General features: G+C 66.0%; 19 protein-coding genes and 1 riboswitch. Of the genes, 12 read left to right on the top strand and 7 right to left on the bottom strand.

The features are described 5' to 3' along the window. Nucleotides 1–107 precede the first annotated feature (107 nt). Genes XH92_RS29420 through XH92_RS29400 form a run of 5 tightly spaced genes read left to right on the top strand, consistent with a single transcriptional unit; the run spans nt 108 to nt 5,287 of the window. Nucleotides 108–1,346: a CaiB/BaiF CoA-transferase family protein gene (locus tag XH92_RS29420; RefSeq protein WP_194455247.1), complete on the top strand. Its 1,239-nt coding sequence runs from the start codon at nt 108–110 to the stop codon at nt 1,344–1,346. A gap of 56 nt (nt 1,347–1,402) precedes the next feature. Then, nucleotides 1,403–2,626: an ABC transporter substrate-binding protein gene (locus XH92_RS29415; RefSeq protein WP_194455246.1), complete on the top strand. Its 1,224-nt coding sequence runs from the start codon at nt 1,403–1,405 to the stop codon at nt 2,624–2,626. Between the two features lie 20 nt (nt 2,627–2,646). Beyond that, nucleotides 2,647–3,264 (top strand): DsbA family protein, encoded by a 618-nt coding sequence (locus tag XH92_RS29410; RefSeq protein ID WP_194455245.1) that lies wholly within the window; start codon nt 2,647–2,649, stop codon nt 3,262–3,264. A gap of 18 nt (nt 3,265–3,282) precedes the next feature. After that, nucleotides 3,283–4,014 (top strand): glutathione S-transferase N-terminal domain-containing protein, encoded by a 732-nt coding sequence (locus XH92_RS29405; RefSeq protein WP_194455244.1) that lies wholly within the window; start codon nt 3,283–3,285, stop codon nt 4,012–4,014. Between the two features lies 1 nt (nt 4,015). Continuing rightward, nucleotides 4,016–5,287: a CaiB/BaiF CoA-transferase family protein gene (locus XH92_RS29400; RefSeq protein WP_194455243.1), complete on the top strand. Its 1,272-nt coding sequence runs from the start codon at nt 4,016–4,018 to the stop codon at nt 5,285–5,287. Nucleotides 5,288–5,311: 24 nt separating this feature from the next. On the opposite strand, the gene XH92_RS29395 is transcribed toward XH92_RS29400, so the two are convergent. Genes XH92_RS29395 through cobU form a run of 5 tightly spaced genes read right to left on the bottom strand, consistent with a single transcriptional unit; the run spans nt 5,312 to nt 7,731 of the window. Then, nucleotides 5,312–6,049, bottom strand: a complete 738-nt coding sequence (locus XH92_RS29395; protein WP_194455242.1) for a CbtA family protein — start codon at nt 6,047–6,049, stop codon at nt 5,312–5,314. 10 nt (nt 6,050–6,059) lie between these two features. Next, complete coding sequence (locus XH92_RS29390; protein WP_194461470.1) at nt 6,060–6,239, bottom strand: CbtB domain-containing protein; 180 nt, start codon at nt 6,237–6,239, stop codon at nt 6,060–6,062. A gap of 14 nt (nt 6,240–6,253) precedes the next feature. Continuing rightward, nucleotides 6,254–6,586: a hypothetical protein gene (locus XH92_RS29385; protein ID WP_194455241.1), complete on the bottom strand. Its 333-nt coding sequence runs from the start codon at nt 6,584–6,586 to the stop codon at nt 6,254–6,256. Next, nucleotides 6,564–7,196, bottom strand: a complete 633-nt coding sequence (gene bluB / locus XH92_RS29380) for a 5,6-dimethylbenzimidazole synthase (RefSeq protein WP_194455240.1) — start codon at nt 7,194–7,196, stop codon at nt 6,564–6,566. The genes XH92_RS29385 and bluB overlap by 23 nt, the downstream gene beginning before the upstream one ends. Before the next feature lie 31 nt (nt 7,197–7,227). Then, nucleotides 7,228–7,731 (bottom strand): bifunctional adenosylcobinamide kinase/adenosylcobinamide-phosphate guanylyltransferase, encoded by a 504-nt coding sequence (gene cobU / locus XH92_RS29375; protein WP_194455239.1) that lies wholly within the window; start codon nt 7,729–7,731, stop codon nt 7,228–7,230. A 150-nt stretch (nt 7,732–7,881) separates the two neighbouring features. On the opposite strand from cobU, the gene cbiB reads away from it, so the two are divergent. Further along, nucleotides 7,882–8,823 carry an adenosylcobinamide-phosphate synthase CbiB gene (gene cbiB, locus XH92_RS29370; RefSeq protein WP_194455238.1) on the top strand — a complete coding sequence of 314 codons (942 nt, stop codon included), beginning with the start codon at nt 7,882–7,884 and terminating at the stop codon, nt 8,821–8,823. A 12-nt stretch (nt 8,824–8,835) separates the two neighbouring features. Beyond that, on the top strand, nt 8,836–9,804 hold the full coding sequence (cobD, locus tag XH92_RS29365) for a threonine-phosphate decarboxylase CobD (RefSeq protein ID WP_194455236.1): 969 nt from the start codon (nt 8,836–8,838) through the stop codon (nt 9,802–9,804). Between the two features lie 273 nt (nt 9,805–10,077). Here cobD and XH92_RS29360 read toward each other — a convergent pair whose 3' ends face one another. Together XH92_RS29360 and cobO are read right to left on the bottom strand one after the other, a co-directional pair. Further along, nucleotides 10,078–11,526 carry a cobyric acid synthase gene (locus XH92_RS29360; RefSeq protein WP_194455235.1) on the bottom strand — a complete coding sequence of 483 codons (1,449 nt, stop codon included), beginning with the start codon at nt 11,524–11,526 and terminating at the stop codon, nt 10,078–10,080. Between the two features lie 11 nt (nt 11,527–11,537). After that, entirely contained in the window at nt 11,538–12,191 is a 654-nt protein-coding gene (cobO, locus tag XH92_RS29355; protein WP_194455234.1) for a cob(I)yrinic acid a,c-diamide adenosyltransferase, read from the bottom strand. A 36-nt stretch (nt 12,192–12,227) separates the two neighbouring features. Beyond that, nucleotides 12,228–12,444: riboswitch (cobalamin riboswitch) on the top strand. Nucleotides 12,445–12,536: 92 nt separating this feature from the next. On the opposite strand from cobO, the gene XH92_RS29350 reads away from it, so the two are divergent. The 5 genes from XH92_RS29350 to XH92_RS29330 are packed head-to-tail and all read left to right on the top strand — an operon-like array spanning nt 12,537 to nt 18,979. Continuing rightward, on the top strand, nt 12,537–12,911 hold the full coding sequence (locus XH92_RS29350) for a DUF1636 domain-containing protein (RefSeq protein WP_194455233.1): 375 nt from the start codon (nt 12,537–12,539) through the stop codon (nt 12,909–12,911). Then, nucleotides 12,908–13,942 carry a cobalamin biosynthesis protein CobW gene (cobW, locus tag XH92_RS29345; RefSeq protein WP_194455232.1) on the top strand — a complete coding sequence of 345 codons (1,035 nt, stop codon included), beginning with the start codon at nt 12,908–12,910 and terminating at the stop codon, nt 13,940–13,942. The genes XH92_RS29350 and cobW overlap by 4 nt, the downstream gene beginning before the upstream one ends. Further along, complete coding sequence (gene cobN, locus XH92_RS29340; protein WP_194455231.1) at nt 13,942–17,190, top strand: cobaltochelatase subunit CobN; 3,249 nt, start codon at nt 13,942–13,944, stop codon at nt 17,188–17,190. The genes cobW and cobN overlap by 1 nt, the downstream gene beginning before the upstream one ends. Then, nucleotides 17,187–18,350 (top strand): precorrin-3B synthase, encoded by a 1,164-nt coding sequence (gene cobG, locus XH92_RS29335; RefSeq protein WP_194455230.1) that lies wholly within the window; start codon nt 17,187–17,189, stop codon nt 18,348–18,350. Before cobN ends, cobG begins: the two co-directional genes overlap by 4 nt. After that, the gene (locus tag XH92_RS29330) at nt 18,350–18,979 is read left to right on the top strand and encodes a precorrin-8X methylmutase (protein ID WP_194455229.1); all 630 of its coding nucleotides are present in this window, start codon (nt 18,350–18,352) and stop codon (nt 18,977–18,979) included. Before cobG ends, XH92_RS29330 begins: the two co-directional genes overlap by 1 nt.

Raw genomic sequence — 18,979 nt, 5'->3', positions numbered from 1 at the left:
AATCCGGATCGGAAAATATTTGACCTATATGCCCGCGGCGTCAACGATGAAGACAACGACAGCGCAGCAAGCGGGAAGGGAAATTGCAGATGGCGGCGAGCCCGACAATGACGAGGCAGGGCGCGCTGCTCGGGGTCCGCGTTCTCGATCTCACCCGGTTCTATTCGGGTCCGTTCGCGACCTTGATGCTGGCGGGCTTCGGCGCCGAGGTCATTCGCATCGACACCCCGGAGCAGGGCGATCCCACCATGACCGGGCCGCCATTCCTCGGCAAGGACGGCGTCTCGCTCGACCGCGAGCACGACAGCGATCTCGGCCTCGCCTATCTGAAGCGCTGCCGCGACAAGAAATCGATCACGCTGAACATGCGCACGGCGGAGGGCATGGAGCTGTTCCATGCCCTGCTGCGCAAGTCGGACATCCTGGTGGAAAATCTGCGTCCCGGCGCCGCCGAGCGGCTCGGCATCGACTACGAGGCGAACCGCCAGGTCAACCCGGCGATCGTGCATTGCGCGCTGACCGGCTACGGCTCGACCGGTGCCGACCGGCGCCTCAAGGCCTACGACCTGATGATCCAGGCGGCCACAGGATTGATGTCGATCACCGGTGAGCCGAATGCCGGGCCCAGCAAGGCCGGCACCGCGCTTGCCGATGGCATCACCGGCGCGTTTGCCGTCTCCGGCATCCTCGCCGCGTTGACCGAGCAGCGCATGTCGGGACGCGGCCAGTTCGTCGACGTCGCGATGGCCGACTGCCTGCTGTCGCTGGTGCTCGACGAGCCGTTGGATTGCTATCCGCAGATGGGAATGGCGCCGCGGCAGGGCAACCGCATCATGCGGTTCTCGCCTTTCAACACCTATGCCACGCGGGACGGCGCGATCGCGCTCGGCGCCGCCACCAACGAAGACTGGCTGGCGCTGCTCGTCGTGATGGACCGGCTGGACCTCGCCGCGGACGCGAAGTTCATGAACACCGGCTGGCGCGTCGCCAACAATGCGGTCATCGACGGCATCGTCAGCGAATGGACGTTGGGCCGCAGTACGGCCGAGGCGATCGAGGCGCTCAATCGCGGCGATGTCGCCGCGAGCCAGATCCGCGGCATCGACGATATCCTCGCCTGGGACCATCTCGGCGCCCGCGACATGCTGCAGGCGGTCGTGCATCCGACCGAACCGCTGGAGCAGCGCGTCATCGGCGCCGGGTTTCCGATCAAGATGGGACGGACGCACAAGGGATACACCGCGCCGGCGCCGACGCTCGGGCAGAACAATCAGGAGATCTATGGCGGTCTGCTCGGCCTCTCCGGGCAGCGGATCGACGACCTGAAGTCCAGGCGGATCATCTGAAGCAAAGAAGGGCGGCACATGCATGCCGTCCCAAGCGGGGAGCATCGAGGATAGTCATGGCGAGGAAACGAATAGCCACAAATGCGGCGATCGCGTTGCTGTTCGGCAGCGCGATGCTGACGCCGCTTCGGGCGGAGGATGTGCAACCGGTCAGGATCGGCGTGCTCACCGACATGTCCGGGATGTACCGCGACATCATGGGACCGGGCTCGGTGCTCGCCGCGAAGATGGCGGTCGAGGATTTCGGCGGCAGAGTGCTGGATCGTCCCGTCGAGGTCATTTCGGGCGATCACCAGGCGAAGCCCGATGTGGGCGCGGCGATCGCCCGCAACTGGTTCGACAATGGCGGCGCCGACGTCGTCGTCGACGTCGCGCAATCGGCGGTGGCGCTCGCGGTCCAGGAACTGGCTCGGACGCGCAACAAGATCGTCATCCACGGCGTGACCGGAAGCCCGGCAATTACTCAGCAGGCCTGCGCGGCGACCGCGTTCTCATGGTCGCTCAACGCTTACGCCATTTCGGCGCCGCTGCCGAAACCGTTGATCGAGCGCGGGCTCGATACGTTCTTCTTTCTCTCGGCCGACTACTCCTTCGGCAAGGCGATGGAGGATGCTGCGGCGGGTGCAATCAAGGCGGCCGGGGGCAAGGTGTTGGGCTCGGTGCGCTTCCCGCAGAACAATCCCGACTTCAGCTCGTTCCTGCTGCAGGCGGTGGCGTCAAAGGCCAAGGTGATCTGGTTGATCTCCGCCGCCGAGGACACCACCAACGCCCTGAAGCAGGCCAAGGAGTTCGGCATCGCCGAGGGCGGGCAGCACATCGTGGTGCCGCTGACCTACATCACCAATGTGCACGCGCTTGGGATCGCCAACGTGCAGGGTCTTACCTTTGCAACACCGTTCTACTGGGACCGCACCGACAAGACCCGTGCCTGGTCGGAGCGCTTCTTCGGGCAGCACCATGCGATGCCGACCATGGATCAGGCCGCGGTCTATTCGGGAACGCTGCACTATCTCCAGGCTGTCGCTGCGGCCAAGACCTTGGACGGATTGAAGGTCGCCGACGAGATCCGGAAGCTGCCGGTCAACGACATGTATGTCGAGAACGGTTTTGTGCGCGCCGACGGCTGGCTGATGCATCCGTTCTACATGGCGAGCATCAAGGCCCCCGGCGAGGTCAGGAAGCCCTGGGACTACTACACCATCGAGAAGGTCATTCCGGCATCCGAGGCGGCGCAGCCGTTGTCGGAGAGTCAGTGCCCGCTCGTCGCTCAATCGCAATGACAATCGACAAAGGAGAGACCATGTCCCGCGAAGTTCTCAAGATGTATTCGGACTACAAGAGCCCCTATGCCTGGCTGGCATTCGATCCGGTGTTCGAGCTCGAGGAGAAGTTCGACATCAAGGTGCAGTGGCGGCCGTTCCAGCTCCGGATCAAGGGTTCCGGCCAGCGCAGCGTCTATTCGGAATACAAGGTCAAGTATTCCTACATGGATGCGCGGCGAAGCGCGAACGAGCGTGGTGACAAGAAGATCATCCGCGGCCCGCTGAAGATCTTCGACACGGCACCGGCGCTGATCGGCGGGCTGTTCGCGGAAAAGCAGGGGCGGCTGATCGAATACAGCCGTCTGGTCTACGAGCTGTTCTTCCGCCGCGAGCTCGCGGTCGACGAGGTCGATGCGGTGGAACGCTTCATCGAGTCGCTCGGGATGTCCGGTGCCGAATTCCGTAGCTATTTCGAAGGTGAGGGCCGACGCGAATATGAGGAGGCGCAGCAGGAGAGCCAGGGCGATCATATCTTCGGCGTGCCGATCTGCGTGTTTCGCGGCGAACAGTTCTGGGGCAACGACCGCGTGCCGATGCTCGAGCGGCGGCTGCAGGAGGCGGGCCTCTCGCTGTCGCGCGAAAAGCAGCTGGCCTAAGCTGCGCCGGAGGATTCGATGATCGATCTTCACTTCGCGCCGACGCCGAATGGCTGGAAGGTCTCGATCATGCTCGAGGAATGCGGGCTGCCGTACACCGTCGTGCCGGTCAACATCTCGCGCGGCGACCAGTTCAAGGCCGAATTCCGAAAGCTCAATCCCAACGGCCGGATACCTGTCATCGTCGACAGGGATCCGCCTGGCGGAGGCGGGCCGCTGACGATCTTCGAGTCGGGCGCGATCCTGCTGTATCTCGCGGAAAAGACCGGCAGGTTCTATCCGCGTGATCTCTATCGCCGCTATCGCGTGCAGCAATGGTTGATGTGGCAGATGAGCGCGCTCGGGCCGATGCTGGGGCAGAACGGGCACTTCGCGCTCTATGCGCCCGACAAAATTCCCTATGCGGTCGAGCGCTATGGCAATGAGGCGCGGCGTCTCTACGGTGTGCTCAACGATCGGCTGGGCGAGAGCAGCTATGTCGCGGGCGACTGCTATTCGATCGCCGACATCGCCTGTTTCCCCTGGGTGATGACCCACAAGGCGCAGCGTTTCACGCTCGACGATGTCCCGCACGTCAGGCGCTGGTTCGCCGCATTGCGCGCGCGGCCGCTGCTCCAGAAGGGGCTCGCGGTCGGGCGGCGCGCGGTGCGCACGCTCGACGCGCAGGCTCGCAGCAATCTGTTTGGAACGAGGCCGGCGAGCGGAGACGCGCCTGCCGGAGCTCTACAATCACAACGACTGGACAATTGAGATGACCCTGCCTCCGAAAATGCTGACCGGTTACCGCGTGCTCGATATCACCCAGTTCGTCGCGGGCCCGACCTGCACGCGTCTGCTGGCCGAAGCCGGCGCCGACGTGATCAAGATCGAGCTCGCGCCATTCGGCGACCGATCGCGCTTCCAGGGCCTGAAGCCGCGCGATCCCGCCCACAAGAACACGTCGCAGAGTACCTATTTCTTCCAGCAGAACCATTCGAAGCGCAGCCTCGCGCTCGACTTCAAGCATGAGAAGAGCCGCCAGATCCTGACCCGGCTCGCGGCCAAGGCCGACGTTCTGGTGGAGAATTTTACGCCCGGCGTGATGGCGCGCGCCGGACTTGGCTACGAGACGCTCAAGGCGATCAATCCGCGGCTGATCATGTGCTCGATCTCGTTCGCTGGACAGACCGGCCCGCTGAGCGACAAGCCCGGCTTCGACTACATCGCGCAGGCTTTCGCCGGCATCACCGGCGTGATCGGCGATCCCGACGGGAAGCCGGCGCAGGTGCCGGTCGCGATTGGAGACGCCTCGACCGGCGTTGCCGCGGCGATGGCGGTCGGTTTCGCCCTGCTTCATCGCGAGCGGACCGGAGAGGGGCAGTTCATCGAGTCGACGCTGCTCGACACCTATTTCCATATGCACGAAGCCAACGTGCCGAAGGTCTCGCTGCGCGGGGATGGCTTCGTGCCGCAGCGGGAGGGCTCGCTGCACCCGAATGGCGGCCCGGTCGGGGTGTTCGATTGCGGCCGCGGCGAGTTTCTCGTGATCTGCGCGCTGGCGCATCAATGGCCGCAGATGGTGCGCGCGCTGGGGCGGCCGGAGCTCGAGAACGATCCACGATTCGAGTCTGCGCGCGCCCGTGCCGACAACAGGGTGCTGGTGGGAGAGATCGTCGAAGCCTGGCTCAAGACGTTCCCCTCGCGTGAAGCCGCCATCGCCGCGCTGGAGCAGGAGCGGATTCCATGCGCGCCGGTGCTGACCTTGAATGACGCGATGGCGCAGCCGCATTTGATCGAGCGCGGTACGGTCCGCCATGTCAGCGATCCCCGGATCGGACAGTTTGCGATCCCGGGCGCGCCGATGCGCTTTTCGGAATGGCCGCAGCGCACCGAGCTGAGGGCCGATCTGCTCGGCGAGCACAATGAGGAGATCCTGGGCGAACTCGGGCTGTCCGAGCAGGAAATCGACCAGCTCTATCCTGAGAAGGTGCTGGTGCAGGACAGGGAGTTGCGGGCCGCCAAGCCGCTCAGGCAGGCGAGCTGAGCGGCCGCGCGATCAGACAGGGCGTCACGCCGACGCGGGCCGATCGAAATAGGCGAACGCGGCGCTGGTCAAGCCGCCGAGCAAGGACCAGAACACGAGGCTGGTCAGCGTGACCGCGACCACGAACTGATGCGACAATGACGAGGGCACATTGGTCTCGACATGCTCCAGCTCGGGCGCGCCGATCAGATGCGGCAGCATGATCAGGACGACGCCGGCGATCGCGGCCGGCATCGAGCGCCGAAAAACGATCAGCCCGAGGCCGGCTGATGTCGCCAGCACCGCTGTCGTCCACCAGATCTGACGCGAGAGCAGTGGGGCAGCGGGGACGCCCGGCAGTTCGGGCGGCAGCCCGAGGCCCGGGGCTAGCGTGAAGACGGCGAAACCCGCGAGGCCCCACATCAAGCCTTCGTGCCACGAGATCGGCTCGCCGGTGGCGCCGCTGCGGACCGCGAGGAAGCCGCCAAGCAGCAGCGCAAAGCCGATCGCGGTCAGGATATTCGCGCCAGCGGTATAGAGGTTGCGCTCCAGACCGTCGCGCGGCTCCCACGCCTCGGCGCCATGATCATGATCCGCATGATCGTGGACAAGGGTCACCTGCGGCGGCGCGGCGGCTTCGTGCTTGTGCTCGGCCGCCTTCTCATAGACCTCGGCCCTGAGGATCAGGGGAACGGTGCCGAACTGCTGGACCGCCGCGACGATCAGCCCAACGATGAATCCGGCAATGACCGACGAGAAGACGATCGAGCGAAACGTGCTCATGCCGAGCGGATCAGTGGCAGGGGAATGCGTTGGAATGGCGCACGTCGTGCGCAGCGTTGTGGATCACGTCGATGTGCGAAAAGCCGACCACGCCAACGATGAACAGGCCGAGCGTCATCGCCATCAGGGACTGGGCAAGCCGTCCGACTTGTCGGGTGGCGACCGGCAGATGCGTAACCTGGGTTTGCATGACCGGGGATTGGCTCATGGTCGTTCTCCACGTTCGATTTGGTCGGCTTCTAGCAGCTTTCGGGCGATGTCGCGACTGGTAAGATGCAAATTTGTTCCCGGCGGAATGCGCTTGCGCACAATCTTGGCACCCGCGGCCGCCCTGAACGCGCTTTCATACCGCGCGAAATAGCCGATGCAGGCTTCCGGGGTCGGGTCGGTGCCAAGCAGCGTCCGAAACGCGCCCCGATGCACCGCGCAGATGGCGCCGTGCTCCGGGAGCGGAAAGACCAGGGAAGTAATGTCGGCGCGCCAGTGGGCGGCGTCGCTGCCGATCTGGGATTGCTCAGCGTCGGATGGTGAATTCATCCGGGCCTCGCCGCGATTCCCACTTGGCCTGCTCGAGCTCCGGACGGTCACATTCCGCCTCGGGATACCCGATGCAGAGGTAGCCGACAAACTTCCAGGAGGCCGGTATCTCAAGGATTTCACCAATGCGGACTGGATTGAGGATCGACACCCAGCCGAGTCCGATGCCTTCGGCACGCGCGGCCAGCCACATCGAGCAGATCGCGGCCACCACCGAATATTCCGTCGTCTCCGGCATCGTCGCGCGGCCGAGGCCGGAGCCGATCTGATCGCTCTTCTCGGCGAACACGGCGAGATGGCCGGGCGCCTCTTCGAGACCCGATAGTTTCAAGGCAGCATATTTCGCCGCACGCTCGCCGGAATAGGATCGCAGCGCGTCGGCGTTGCAGCTCTTGAAGTCCTCGATGACAGCGCGGCGCCGTGCCGTATCGTCGACAATGACGAACCGCCAGGGCTGGCTCAACCCGACCGAAGGCGAAAGGCAGGCGATCTCGATCAGCCGCTCGATCGCGCCGTCCGGTAGCGGATCGGCGCGGAAGCGGCGCACGTCGCGCCGCCACACGAACAGCTCGTGCAATTGCCGGCGAAACGCATCGTCGAAAGAGATCATCGCGGGGCCTTTGACTGGATCGCTCGCGGATTCATTTCAGCTTCATCGGCAGGCCTGCGACGACGAACTCGACCTCGTCCGCCGCACCTGCAATGCTCTGGTTCATGAGCCCTGCGGCGTCGCGGAAGGTCCGCGCCAGCGCATTGTCGGGCACGATGCCGAAGCCCACCTCGTTGGTGACCATGATGACCGGGCTGTGCTGGCGTGGCAGCGCGTCCGCCAGCCGCGTGACTTCCCGCGACCAGTCGCGCTCCGCATGCAGCAAATTGGACAGCCACAGCGTCAGGCAATCGACCAGCCTTGCGCCGCCGCCATCGGTCTCGGCCAATGCCTCCACGAGGTCGAGCGGCACCTCGCGTTCGATCCAGTCGCGGCTGCGGCGTGCGCGATGCATCGCGATGCGCTCATCCATTTCCGCGTCGAGCGCCTCGGCGGTGGCGACATAGACCGGCTGACCTGGAAAGCTGCGCGCGCGCAATTCGGCGCGGCGGCTTTTTCCGGACCGGGCTCCGCCGGTGATCAGAATGACGGTCATATGGTCTCCCGTTGCGAACCGGTCTCCGCTTCGCCTCGAAAACGCTCTAACCATCAATCGCGGCAAAAGACAAAGCCGAAATCCGCTCCGAAGGGCTTGCACTCCGCCGATGTCTTGCGCATCAGGAGGATCGCGGTGAGGAGAGGGTGCGTGGGTTTTGCGGGAGCGATGGCGGTGGCGATGGCTGTGGACGCCTTGGTCGGCTGGCCGGCGTGGCTGTTTGCCCGCATCGGCCATCCCGTGACCTGGCTCGGCCGGCTGATCCATCTCGTCGATACCGCCTGGAACCGGGCCTCCGATCCGCCGGCGTTTCGTCGCGTCGCCGGTGTCGCGGCTGCCATCCTGGTGATCGCGCTGGCGACGGCGCTAGGTTGGGCCGTACAGTCTTGGCTCGCATCCGGATGGGTTCGCGTCGTCCTTGTCGGTGTGCTGGCGTGGCCGCTGGTTGCCCTGCGTTCGCTGCATGATCATGTTGCCGCGGTGGCCAATCCGCTTGCGTCCGGCGACATCGCGGCCGCGCGTGCGGCGGTCGCGCAGATCGTCGGACGCGATCCGGCAACACTCGACGACGCCGGCATCGCGCGCGCGACCATCGAAAGCCTTGCCGAGAATGCATCGGACGGCATCGTGGCGCCGGTGTTCTGGGGGGCGTTGTTCGGCCTGCCGGGAATTCTTGGCTACAAGGCGGTCAACACGTTGGACTCGATGATCGGCCATCGCACCGAGCGGCACGAGGCGTTCGGCTGGGCCGCCGCCCGGATCGACGATCTCGCCAACATCATTCCGGCGCGGCTGACCGGCCTGCTGTTCGCGCTGCTGGCCCCGCATCGTTCGCAGGCCTGGTCGTGCATGCTGCGCGACGCAAGCCGCCATCGCTCGCCGAATGCCGGCTGGCCGGAGGCGGCGATGGCCGGCGCGCTCGGCGTGCGGCTCAGCGGCCCCCGCATCTATCACGGTCACGTCGCGGATGAGCCCTGGCTGAACGAGAGGGCGCGTGATCCGGCTGCCGCTGACATCCTCACCGGGCTGAAACTCTATCGTTACGCCATGATGCTGTTGGCCGCGGCGTTCGTCGCCCTGGCGCTGGCGTAAAGGGAGCGGTGCATGCGCGAGCACGGCGGAAATCTCGATGTTGCCCAGCAGCGCTTCGGCGGCACCGCGGAAGACTGGATCGACCTGTCGACCGGGATCAATCGGGTGCCTTATCCCTTCGTCGATGTCGAGCCGCGGCAATGGAGTGCGTTGCCGTCGCGATCCGAGATCGAGTCGCTGCACGCCGCCGCGCGGCAGGCTTACGGCACTGACGCGCCGATCGTGGCAATGGGCGGTGCGCAGGCCACCATTCAGATGCTGCCGCATCTCGCGCCACGCGGGCGGGCGCGGATTCTTGCGCCGACCTACAATGAGTATGCCGGGATATTGTCGGCCACCGGTTGGGACGTTGCCGAGGTGTCCGATCTCGACGCGCTTGCCGGGGCTGATCTTGCCGTCGTCGTCAATCCGAACAATCCGGATGGCAGGCACCATGATCGGCGCGAACTGCTCGCGCTGTTGCCGCGCGTTGGCAGACTTGTGATCGACGAGAGTTTCGCGGACGCGGTACCCGAATTGTCGCTTGCGGGAGATGCGGGACAGCCGGGTCTTCTGATCCTGCGTTCATTCGGCAAATTTTACGGGCTTGCCGGCTTGCGGCTCGGCTTCGCCGTCGGCAGCGAGCCGGATATCGCCGCGCTTGCGGCGATGGCGGGTCCATGGCCGGTGTCGGGCGCGGCGATTGCGATCGGACGGCGCGCCTTGCGCGATCACGCCTGGGCAAAGGCGACAATCGCAAGGCTGGCCGACGACTGCCGCAGGCTCGATGCGGAGGCGCGATCGCAAGGTTGGATGCTGCTCGGCGGCGCTCCGTTGTTTCGGCTCTACGAGACCGGCAACGCGCTGGCTGCGCAGGAGAGACTTGCGCGTGGGCTGATCTGGTCGCGGGTCTTCCGCCAGAAGCCGGGATGGCTGCGCCTCGGCTTGCCCGGCAACGAGACCGAATGGTCGCGCCTTTCCGCCGTGCTGTCTTCGGTCTAGCGACGAACTCGGCGTCACCTCGCCCCGCGAGCGGTCACTTGCGGGGGCAGTCGCTTGCCAAAATATCGAAAACAACCCCATGCACAGTAGCCGGCAGTGGCCGGCGTTCGACCGGACTACTTGACACGTCGGGCAACTCACGGATATTTTTCCAATATTCCGAAATCAGGCAGATGTGGGCTCGCCCCAGTGCGGGCTTCGCTCGTCTCGACCCCGTGAAGAACGGGAGAGGGAGCACAGCGCCGTCGCCGTTCGAGCTGATTTCATTCAGCGCTAACGCGCCAGCGCGAGCAGGCCCTCGACATCGAGATGGGCCTCGATGTGCGCGGCCAGCGCGTCGAGTGCGCTCTCGACCCTGGCGCCGTACGGCTGATCCGCGGCAGGGATATCGAGCTGCGCGAGGAACGCCTTGCGAAATCCGTCCGATGCGAACAGGCCGTGCAGATAGCTGCCGTGAACGCGCCCGTCACGCGACATGGCGCCTTCCGGCGAGCCGTCAAGCATCGAGAAGGGCCGCGCGCGATCCGGGCCGTCGGTGCGTCCGATGTGGATTTCGTAGGCGCTGATCGGTTGACCGGTCGCGGCATGCGCCGCGCTGACGCGGGTCAGCGTCTTCTGTTCGGTCATGACGGTGGCCACATCGAGAAGCCCGAGCCCGGGCGTTTCGCCGGCGGGACCCTCGATCCCATCAGGATCGGCGACGCTCTCGCCAAGCATCTGGTACCCGCCGCACAGGCCAAGGACATGGCCGCCGCGGCGATGATGCGCAAGAAGATCGATGTCCCAGCCCTGCGCGCGCAGGAAAGCGAGATCGCCGCGGGTCGATTTCGAGCCGGGCAGGATGACCAACCTCGCATCACCCGGGATGGCTTCGCCCGGACGTACCATCACGAGATCGACGCCGGGCTCGAGCTTCAGAGGATCGAGATCGTCGAAATTGGCGATCCGCGACAGCGCCAAAAACGCGATCTTGCACTGGCCGGGCCTGCGCGCCTCGCCCAGCCCAAGCGCATCTTCGGCCGGGAGCTCACCGGCGCGGGCGAACCACGGCAGCACGCCAAAGCCGTGCCACGCGGTGCGCGCCTCGATCAGGCGGTAGCCGTCGTCGAACAGCGAGGGATCACCGCGGAATTTGTTGATGACGAAGCCGTGGATCATCGCGGCATCATCGGGGTCGATCACCGTCTTGATGCCGACGAGCTGCGCGATCACGCCGCCGCGGTCGATGTCGCCAACCAGCACCACGGGCACGTCGGCCCTCCGCGCAAAGCCCATATTGGCGATATCGGACTGGCGCAGATTGACCTCGGCGGGGCTGCCGGCGCCTTCGACCAGCACGAGGTCGGCGCGCGCCTTCAGGCGCGCAAAGCTCTCCAGCACCGCGCCCATCAGCGATGGTTTCATGCCCGCATATTCGCGCGCGCGGGCGGTCGCAATCCGCTTGCCGTGCACGATGACCTGCGCGCCGACATCGGTTTCCGGCTTCAGCAGCACCGGGTTCATGTCGGTATGCGGCTCGACGCCGGCAGCGAGCGCCTGCAGCGCCTGCGCGCGCCCGATCTCGCCGCCGTCGACGGTCACGGCGGCATTATTCGACATGTTCTGCGGCTTGAACGGCAGCACGCGCAGGCCGCGTCGTCTCGCGGCACGCGCGAGGCCGGCGACGATGAGCGACTTGCCCACATCCGAACCGGCTCCCTGAATCATCAATGCGCGCGCCATGGTGATGTCTATCAGAACTCGACGCCCGGTTGCGCCTTGATGCCGGAGCGGAAGGGGTGCTTCACCAGCGTCATCTCGGTGACCAGATCGGCGATCTCGATCAACTCGTCCTTGGCGTTACGCCCAGTGAGCACGACATGCGTCATCGGCGGCTTCGAATTGGTCAGGAAGTCGACAACATCGGCGATCGCCAGATAGTCGTAGCGCAGCGCGATGTTGATCTCGTCGAGCACGACCATCCGCAAGCTCGGATCCGCGATCAGCTGCTTGGCTTTTTCCCAGCCGGCTTGCGCTGCCGCGATATCGCGGGCGCGATCCTGCGTCTCCCAGGTAAAACCTTCGCCCATCGCATGGAATTGACAGAGATCGCCGAAATGCCCGGTGAGCAGGCGGCGCTCGCCGGTATCCCAGGCGCCCTTGATGAACTGTACCACCGCGCAGGGAAAGCCGTGCGCGACGCAGCGCACGATCATGCCGAAGGCGGAGGAGGATTTTCCTTTACCGGCGCCGGTATGAACGATGATCAGGCCCTTGTCACCGCTCTTGGTCGCCATGATCTTGTCGCGGGCGACCTTCTTTTTCGCCATCTTGGCCGCATGGCGCGCATCCAATGAAGGGTCGGTGCCAACGGCGCCGTCTTCAGCGTCGTTTCCATCAGAAATCATCACGTTCCTTCGGCTTGACAAGTGCGAGGCTTGGACGAATGGTGGGCCCGCGTTGGTTCCTGTCCTACGACAGGCGAAGAGGGAATGCGATAGGGCTCTGACCGCAAGGTTTGCCCGAAGCGTAGCCGCCCCCGCGACCGTGACCGGAGAGATGCCCAAGCCACTGATTCCCTGATGGAGTCGGGAAGGTGGGCATCAAGGGAGAAATCCCGCTCCGCAAGCCGGGAGACCTGCCGACGCAGTGTGTTTGAGACCGGCGGACGGGGTGTTCCGCGACGGGGAACGGGCCTGTTCACGTCAGGTTCGTGTGCCTCATCGCTTCCCGCAGTCAATCCAGGAAGGGCGATGAGCGTTACACTTCATGTCTGCATCACCTGCCGCGCCGGCCAGACGCTGGCCGAAGGCGAGACCGCGCCCGGTGCGCGCCTGCATGCCGCAATTGTCGACGCCGGCGTGCCCGATAGCGTCAATCTGGTTCCCGTCGAATGCTTGTCGGCCTGTAGCCAGGGCTGCTCGGTCGCGCTCAGTGCGCCGGGGCGGTGGTCCTATGTCTACGGCCGCCTCTCCGCCGATCATGCCAGGGATGTGATTGCCGGCGCTACCGCCTATGCCGCGGCGCCTGACGGCATCGTGCCGTGGCGCAGCCGTCCCGAAATCTTCCGCAAGCAGTCGCTTGCCCGCATTCCACCTCTTCCCGTCGTGCCGGAGGCCGCAGAATGACCACGCTCGCCAAGGTTCCGGTCACCGTCGTGACCGGCTTTCTCGGGTCCGGCAAGACGACGCTGATCCAGCATCTGATCCGCAATGCCAACGGCAAGAAGCTCGCGGTGCTGGTGAACGAATTCGGTAGCGAAGGCGTCGACGGCGAGATCCTGAAGTCGTGTGCGGATGCCAATTGCCCGACCGAGAACATCGTCGAGCTCGCCAATGGCTGCATCTGCTGCACCGTCGCCGACGATTTCATCCCGGCGATGGAGCAGCTGCTCGCACGCCCGGTGAAGCCCGATCACATCGTGATCGAGACATCCGGCCTCGCGCTGCCAAAGCCGCTGCTGAAAGCGTTCGACTGGCCGGAGATTCGTTCGCGGATCACGGTCGACGGCGTGGTCGCGTTGGCCGACGCCGAGGCCGTCGCCGCCGGGCGCTTTGCGCCTGATCCCGCGGCGGTCGACGCCCAGCGCGCGGCTGATGACAATATCGATCACGAGACGCCGCTGTCGGAGGTGTTCGAGGACCAGATCGCCTGCGCCGATATCGTGCTGCTGACCAAGGCCGATCTCGCGGGTGCCCAAGGGATCAGTGCGGCCAAGGCCGTGATCGCGGCGGAGATGCCGCGCGAGGTGCCGATGCTGCCCGTCGTCGACGGCGCGATCGACGCCCGCGTGATCCTGGGCCTCGAGGCTGCGGCAGAGGATGACCTCGCATCGCGCCCCTCGCACCATGACGGTGAGGATGAGCACGAGCACAATGATTTCAATTCCGTGGTGATCGACCTTCCCGAGGTCTCGGACGTCGATGCGCTGGTCGCATCGATCAAGGGACTGGCACGCGAACAGAACGTGCTGCGCGCCAAGGGCTACATCGCGGTCGAAGGCAAGCCGATGCGGCTATTGGTGCAATCGGTCGGCGAGCGCGTCAGGCATCAATTCGACATGCCCTGGGGCGTGCGGGCAAGGCAGTCAAAGCTCGTCGTGATCGGCGAACACGGCGATATCGACGAAGCTGCGATCAGGGCTCGGCTTGGTGTCTGATGCACGTCGTCTTCCGCGAGAGCCGCGGCCTTGAGGAGACCGCGACGCCAAGGGACCTCGGCCAGGATCCGGCCGATCTCGTGGTGTTGTCGTTTTCCGACAGTGATCTCGCGGCGTTCGCGGCCGGCTGGCGGCGAGGCCGCGCCGCTTTGCCGTCGCTGCGGCTCGCCAATCTCGCGGAGCTGCGCCATCCGCTGTCGGTCGACACCTATATCGAACGGACGCTGTCGCACGCGCGCGGCATCCTGGTGCGGCTGATCGGTGGCGAACCTTATTGGTCATACGGGCTGGCCGCGGTGCATCGGCTGGCGAAGGAACGCGGCATCGCCCTGGTGGTGCTGCCGGCCGACGGCCGCGACGATTTGCGGCTCGATGAATTCTCGACCTTGCCGGTCTCGACGCTGCGTCGGCTGAAGGTGCTGTGCGACAAGGGCGGCCCCGTCGCCGCGCAGGCCGTGATCGCGCAACTGGCGCTGGCGTCCGGACTTTATGCCGGACCTGTCGTCGGCGAGATCGATCTTCCGGAGATCGGCGTCTACGATTCCCGGCGCGGTGCCGTCGCGGCGCTGCCCGCAGCGGATGGCCGGCCGCTTGTGCTGGTGACCTTCTATCGCTCCTATCTCGCGGCCGGCGACATGGCGCCGGTCGATGCGCTGATCGATGCGCTGCGCGAGAACGGATTCGATGCCCACGGCGTGTTCGTCACCTCGTTGAAGGCGGCGGGCGTGACCGATTGGATGCGCGCTCAGTTGGCGCAACGCCCGCCGGCCGCCATCGTCAATGCGACCGCGTTCTCCGCGGCCGGTGACGACGGCACGACGCCATTCGAGGCCGCATCATGTCCGGTATTCCAGGTCGCGCTGTCCACGGCGCGGCGCGAGGATTGGGCCTCGTCGCTGCGCGGCCTGTCGCCCGGCGATCTCGCGATGCATGTGGTGCTGCCGGAAGTCGACGGCCGCCTGCTTGCGGGTGTCGTGAGCTTCAAGTCGCCTGGTGAGCGCGATCCCGATCTGCAATTCGCGCATCTTGCACATCGCCCGGATGCCGAGCGCGTCGCAGCGGTTGTCGCGCGCGTGGCGGCCTGGCATCGGCTTGCCAGCAAGCCCGCGCAGGAGAAGCAGCTCGCGCTCGTGCTCTCGAACTATCCGGGCCGCCCGCATCAGATCGCGCATGCCGTCGGCCTCGATGCACTTGCCTCGGTCGAAGCGTTGCTCGCCGATCTCGCGAGCGCGGGCTTTGATCTTGCACCGGTGGGGTCACTTGGCGACGTTCTTCTGCAGCAGAAGTTGACCTGGGACGTGGCCGAATATCGCGCGGTGCTCCCCAGCCTCCCGCCGCAGCTCCGGGACGAGCTTGCGCGTGCATGGGGTGCGCCGGAAGATGATGCCGATTGCCGTGACGGCGCGTTTCATTTCGCGGCGATCCGGTCCGGCAAGTCGATCATCGCCGTTCAGCCGGAGCGCGGCGAGGTCGGTCGTCGCGATGCCGACTATCACGATCTGTCGCGCACGCCGCGCCATGCCTATGTCGCGTTCTATCTGTGGCTCCGGCAGCAGGGCATCGATGCCGTGGTCCACATGGGCGCGCACGGAACGCTGGAATGGCTGCCCGGCAAGTCGGTTGCGCTGTCGTCGGCATGCTGGCCGGAAGCGCTGACCGGGGATCTGCCCGTGGTCTATCCCTTCATCGTCAACGATCCCGGCGAGGCCGCGCAGGCCAAGCGCCGGATCGGTGCCGTGACGATCGGCCATCTGCCGCCGCCGCTGGCGCAGGCGGCTGTGCCGGAGAGCTTGCGCAGCCTCGAGCGTTTGCTCGATGAGTATTCGACCGCGGACGGTCTTGATCCGGCGCGGCGGCAGCGGCTGATCGCCGCGATCCGCGAGGAAGCCCGCATCGCCGGGCTGGAGGACGATCTCGGTCTCGCAGCATCGGTCTCCGCGGCCGAGGCCATTCCGCAGATTGATCGCTTCGTCTGCGATCTCAAGGAAAGCCAGTTCGGTGACGGCCTGCATGTGTTCGGGCAGGGGAGCTGCGGCGAAGCGGAGAGGGCGGCGCTCCGCGATGCGCTCTCGGGGCGGCGTGTTGCGCCGGGACCGTCGGGCTCGCCCTATCGTGGGCGCAGCGACGTGCTGCCGACCGGACGCAATCTGTTTGCGGTCGATCCGCGCGCGGTGCCGACGCCGTCGGCGCACGCGCAAGGCGTCAAGCTCGCCGAAGAGCTGCTGCGCCGTCATTTGCAGGACCATGGCGACTGGCCGAAAGGGCTCGTCGTCGACCTCTGGGGCTCCTCGACGATGCGCACCGCCGGCGAGGATTTTGCGATGGCCTTGCATCTCGCCGGGATCGCGCCGCGCTGGGATCATGGATCGGGCCGGGTGTCGGGCTACGATATCATCGCGCCGGCGGAGCTCGGCCGTCCCCGCATCGATGTGACACTGCGCGTATCGGGGTTGTTCCGCGACGTCTTCTCGGGTCTTGCCCAGTTGTTCGAAGCCGCGAGCGAGGCGTTGTCCGAACGCAGCGATGAGGGCGATGAGAATCCCTACCGGCAGCGCATGGCGCGCGTGTTCGGTCCTCGTCCCGGACACTACGGCGCCGGCATTGCGGCTGTCCCTGACGTTTTCACTCAGGAGGCGCGCGACGCGGCCGGCGAAGCCTGGCTGTCGGCCTCGTCGTGGGCGATCGGGGCTGATGGCGAGATGCGGCCTGACCGCGCCGGCATCGAGACGCGGCTCGTTGCTGCCGATAGCTTTGTTCATACCCAGGACTTGCCGGAAACCGATCTGCTGCTGGCGGCGGACTATCCGGCGCACGAGGCCGGCATCGCCGCGGCGGCGCGGCGGCTCGGCGCAAACGTTCCGTCGCTCTATCACCTCGATGCGACGCGGCCGGATCAGCCGCATGCGCGGTCCTTGACCGAGGAAATCTCGCGCGTGGTGCGGGCACGGGCCGCCAACCCGGCCTGGATCGCGGGCATGATGCGCCACGGCTTCCGCGGCGCTGCCGAGATATCGGCGACGCTGGAGCATATGGCGGCGTTCGCGCATCTCGCCGGTGCGGTGCCGCCGCATTTGTTCGATCTCTATTACGACGCGACGCTCGGCAACGATGACGTTCGCGCGTTTATGGCGCGCGAGAATCCGGCGGCGCTGGCTGCGATCGAAACCTGCTTCACCCGGCTGCATGAAGCCTCGCTCTGGCAGACGCGACGCAATTCGATTGCGGCGGCGTTGCAGGAGGCTTCATGAGCGCGGTCGCGATCAAGGGCTGGTGTCCCGGCGCGCTGCGGCCGATGCAATCGGGCGATGGCCTCGTGGTGCGCATTCGCCCGCGCGGCGGGCGGCTGGACGCAAGGCAGGCGGCAGGAATCGCCGAGTTGGCTGAGCGATACGGCAACGGCCTGATTGATCTGACCAGCCGTGCCAATCTCCAGATCCGCGGCGTCAGCGATGAGGGTTATCCCGCCTTGATCGACGGACTCGCCTTGCTCGGATTGCTGGACGCGAATTCGGATACGGAGGCGCAGCGCAACATTCTGGTGACGCCGTTCTGGACCGCAGGTGACGACACGCGCTCACTCGTGGTCGAGCTCGAGCGGGCGCTCGCCGGCACTTCGCTCGATCTCCCAACCAAGTTCGGTTTCGCGATCGATGACGGTAGCGAGCGGGTGCTAGCTGGCGCGTCGGCCGATGTCAGGATCGAGCGCGACCGTAGCGGCGGACTGCTGGTGCGGGCCGATGGCGCACAATTCGGGCTTTCCGTTACTCGGTCCGGAGCCGTGCAGGCCGCACTCGCGTTGGCTGAATGGTTCGTCGTCTCCGGTGGCCCCAAGGGTGAGAAGCGACGGATGGCGGCTCATCTGGCAGGCGGTGCGAGCCTTCCCGAATCGCTTCGCGGCGACGCCGAGCCCGTGGCCCGATCGGCGGACCCTGTGCCCGGCCTCTATCCGACGGGTGCGATGGTTGGCGTGGCCTTCGGGCAAATGCCGCAGCAGACGCTCAGCCATCTTGCCGGTTGTACGCAGGCGCTCCGCGTGACGCCGTGGCGGATGGTGCTGGCGGAGGGGCTGCATGAGATGCCCTGTGGGGCGGACCTCGTCACTGATCCCAATGATCCGGCGCTCCGCGTAATCGCTTGCAGCGGCGCACCGCGCTGTCGTGAGGCCCATGCCGATACGCGTGCAATGGCATCGGCGCTTGCATCGTTTGTCCCGGCAGATGCCCGGCTTCACGTGTCCGGCTGCGCCAAGGGTTGTGCCCAGTCCGGCTCTGCTGACGTCACCCTCGTTGCGTCGCGCGAGGGGTTTGACCTGATCCGCCGCGGCACCACGCGGGATGCGCCGGTCATGCAAGGGTTGACCGGCTCTTACCTCGTCGCCAATCCCTCCGTGCTTAGGGGAGGCCATTGATGCCGCACGTCTATGAGACCGATGGTGCGGCGATCTATCGGCAGTCCTTTGCCACCATCCGCTCCGAGGCCGACCTTGCCCGCTTCACATCAGACGAGGAGCCGGTGGTGGTGCGCATGATCCATGCCGCGGGCATGGTGGGCCTGGAAGCGTATGTCCGCTTCACGCCTGGCATGGCCGCAAGCGCACGGACAGCCTTGCAGAATGGCGCGCCGATCCTCTGCGACGCACGCATGGTGTCGGAGGGCATCACGCGCGCACGGCTGCCGGCCGGCAATGCCGTGATCTGCACGCTCGGCGATCCCCAGGTACCGCCGATGGCGCAATCGATGCGCAATACGCGCTCCGCGGCGGCGCTCGAACTGTGGCGGCCGCATCTCGACGGCGCCATCGTCGCGATCGGCAATGCCCCGACGGCACTGTTCCATCTGCTCAACATGCTGGAGGATGCCGATTGTCCACGGCCGGCGGCGATCATCGGCTGTCCGGTCGGCTTCGTCGGCGCGGCCGAGTCGAAGGCGGCGTTGATGGCTGAGCCGCCGGTGCCGGCGCTGACGGTGGAGGGGCGCCTGGGCGGTTCGGCGATCACGGTTGCCGCCGTCAATGCGCTGGCGAGCTGGAGCGAATAG

The sequence above is a fragment of the Bradyrhizobium sp. CCBAU 53421 genome, assembly GCF_015291625.1.
Lineage (GTDB): Bacteria > Pseudomonadota > Alphaproteobacteria > Rhizobiales > Xanthobacteraceae > Bradyrhizobium.
This window is presented reverse-complemented; position numbering and strand designations above follow the sequence as displayed.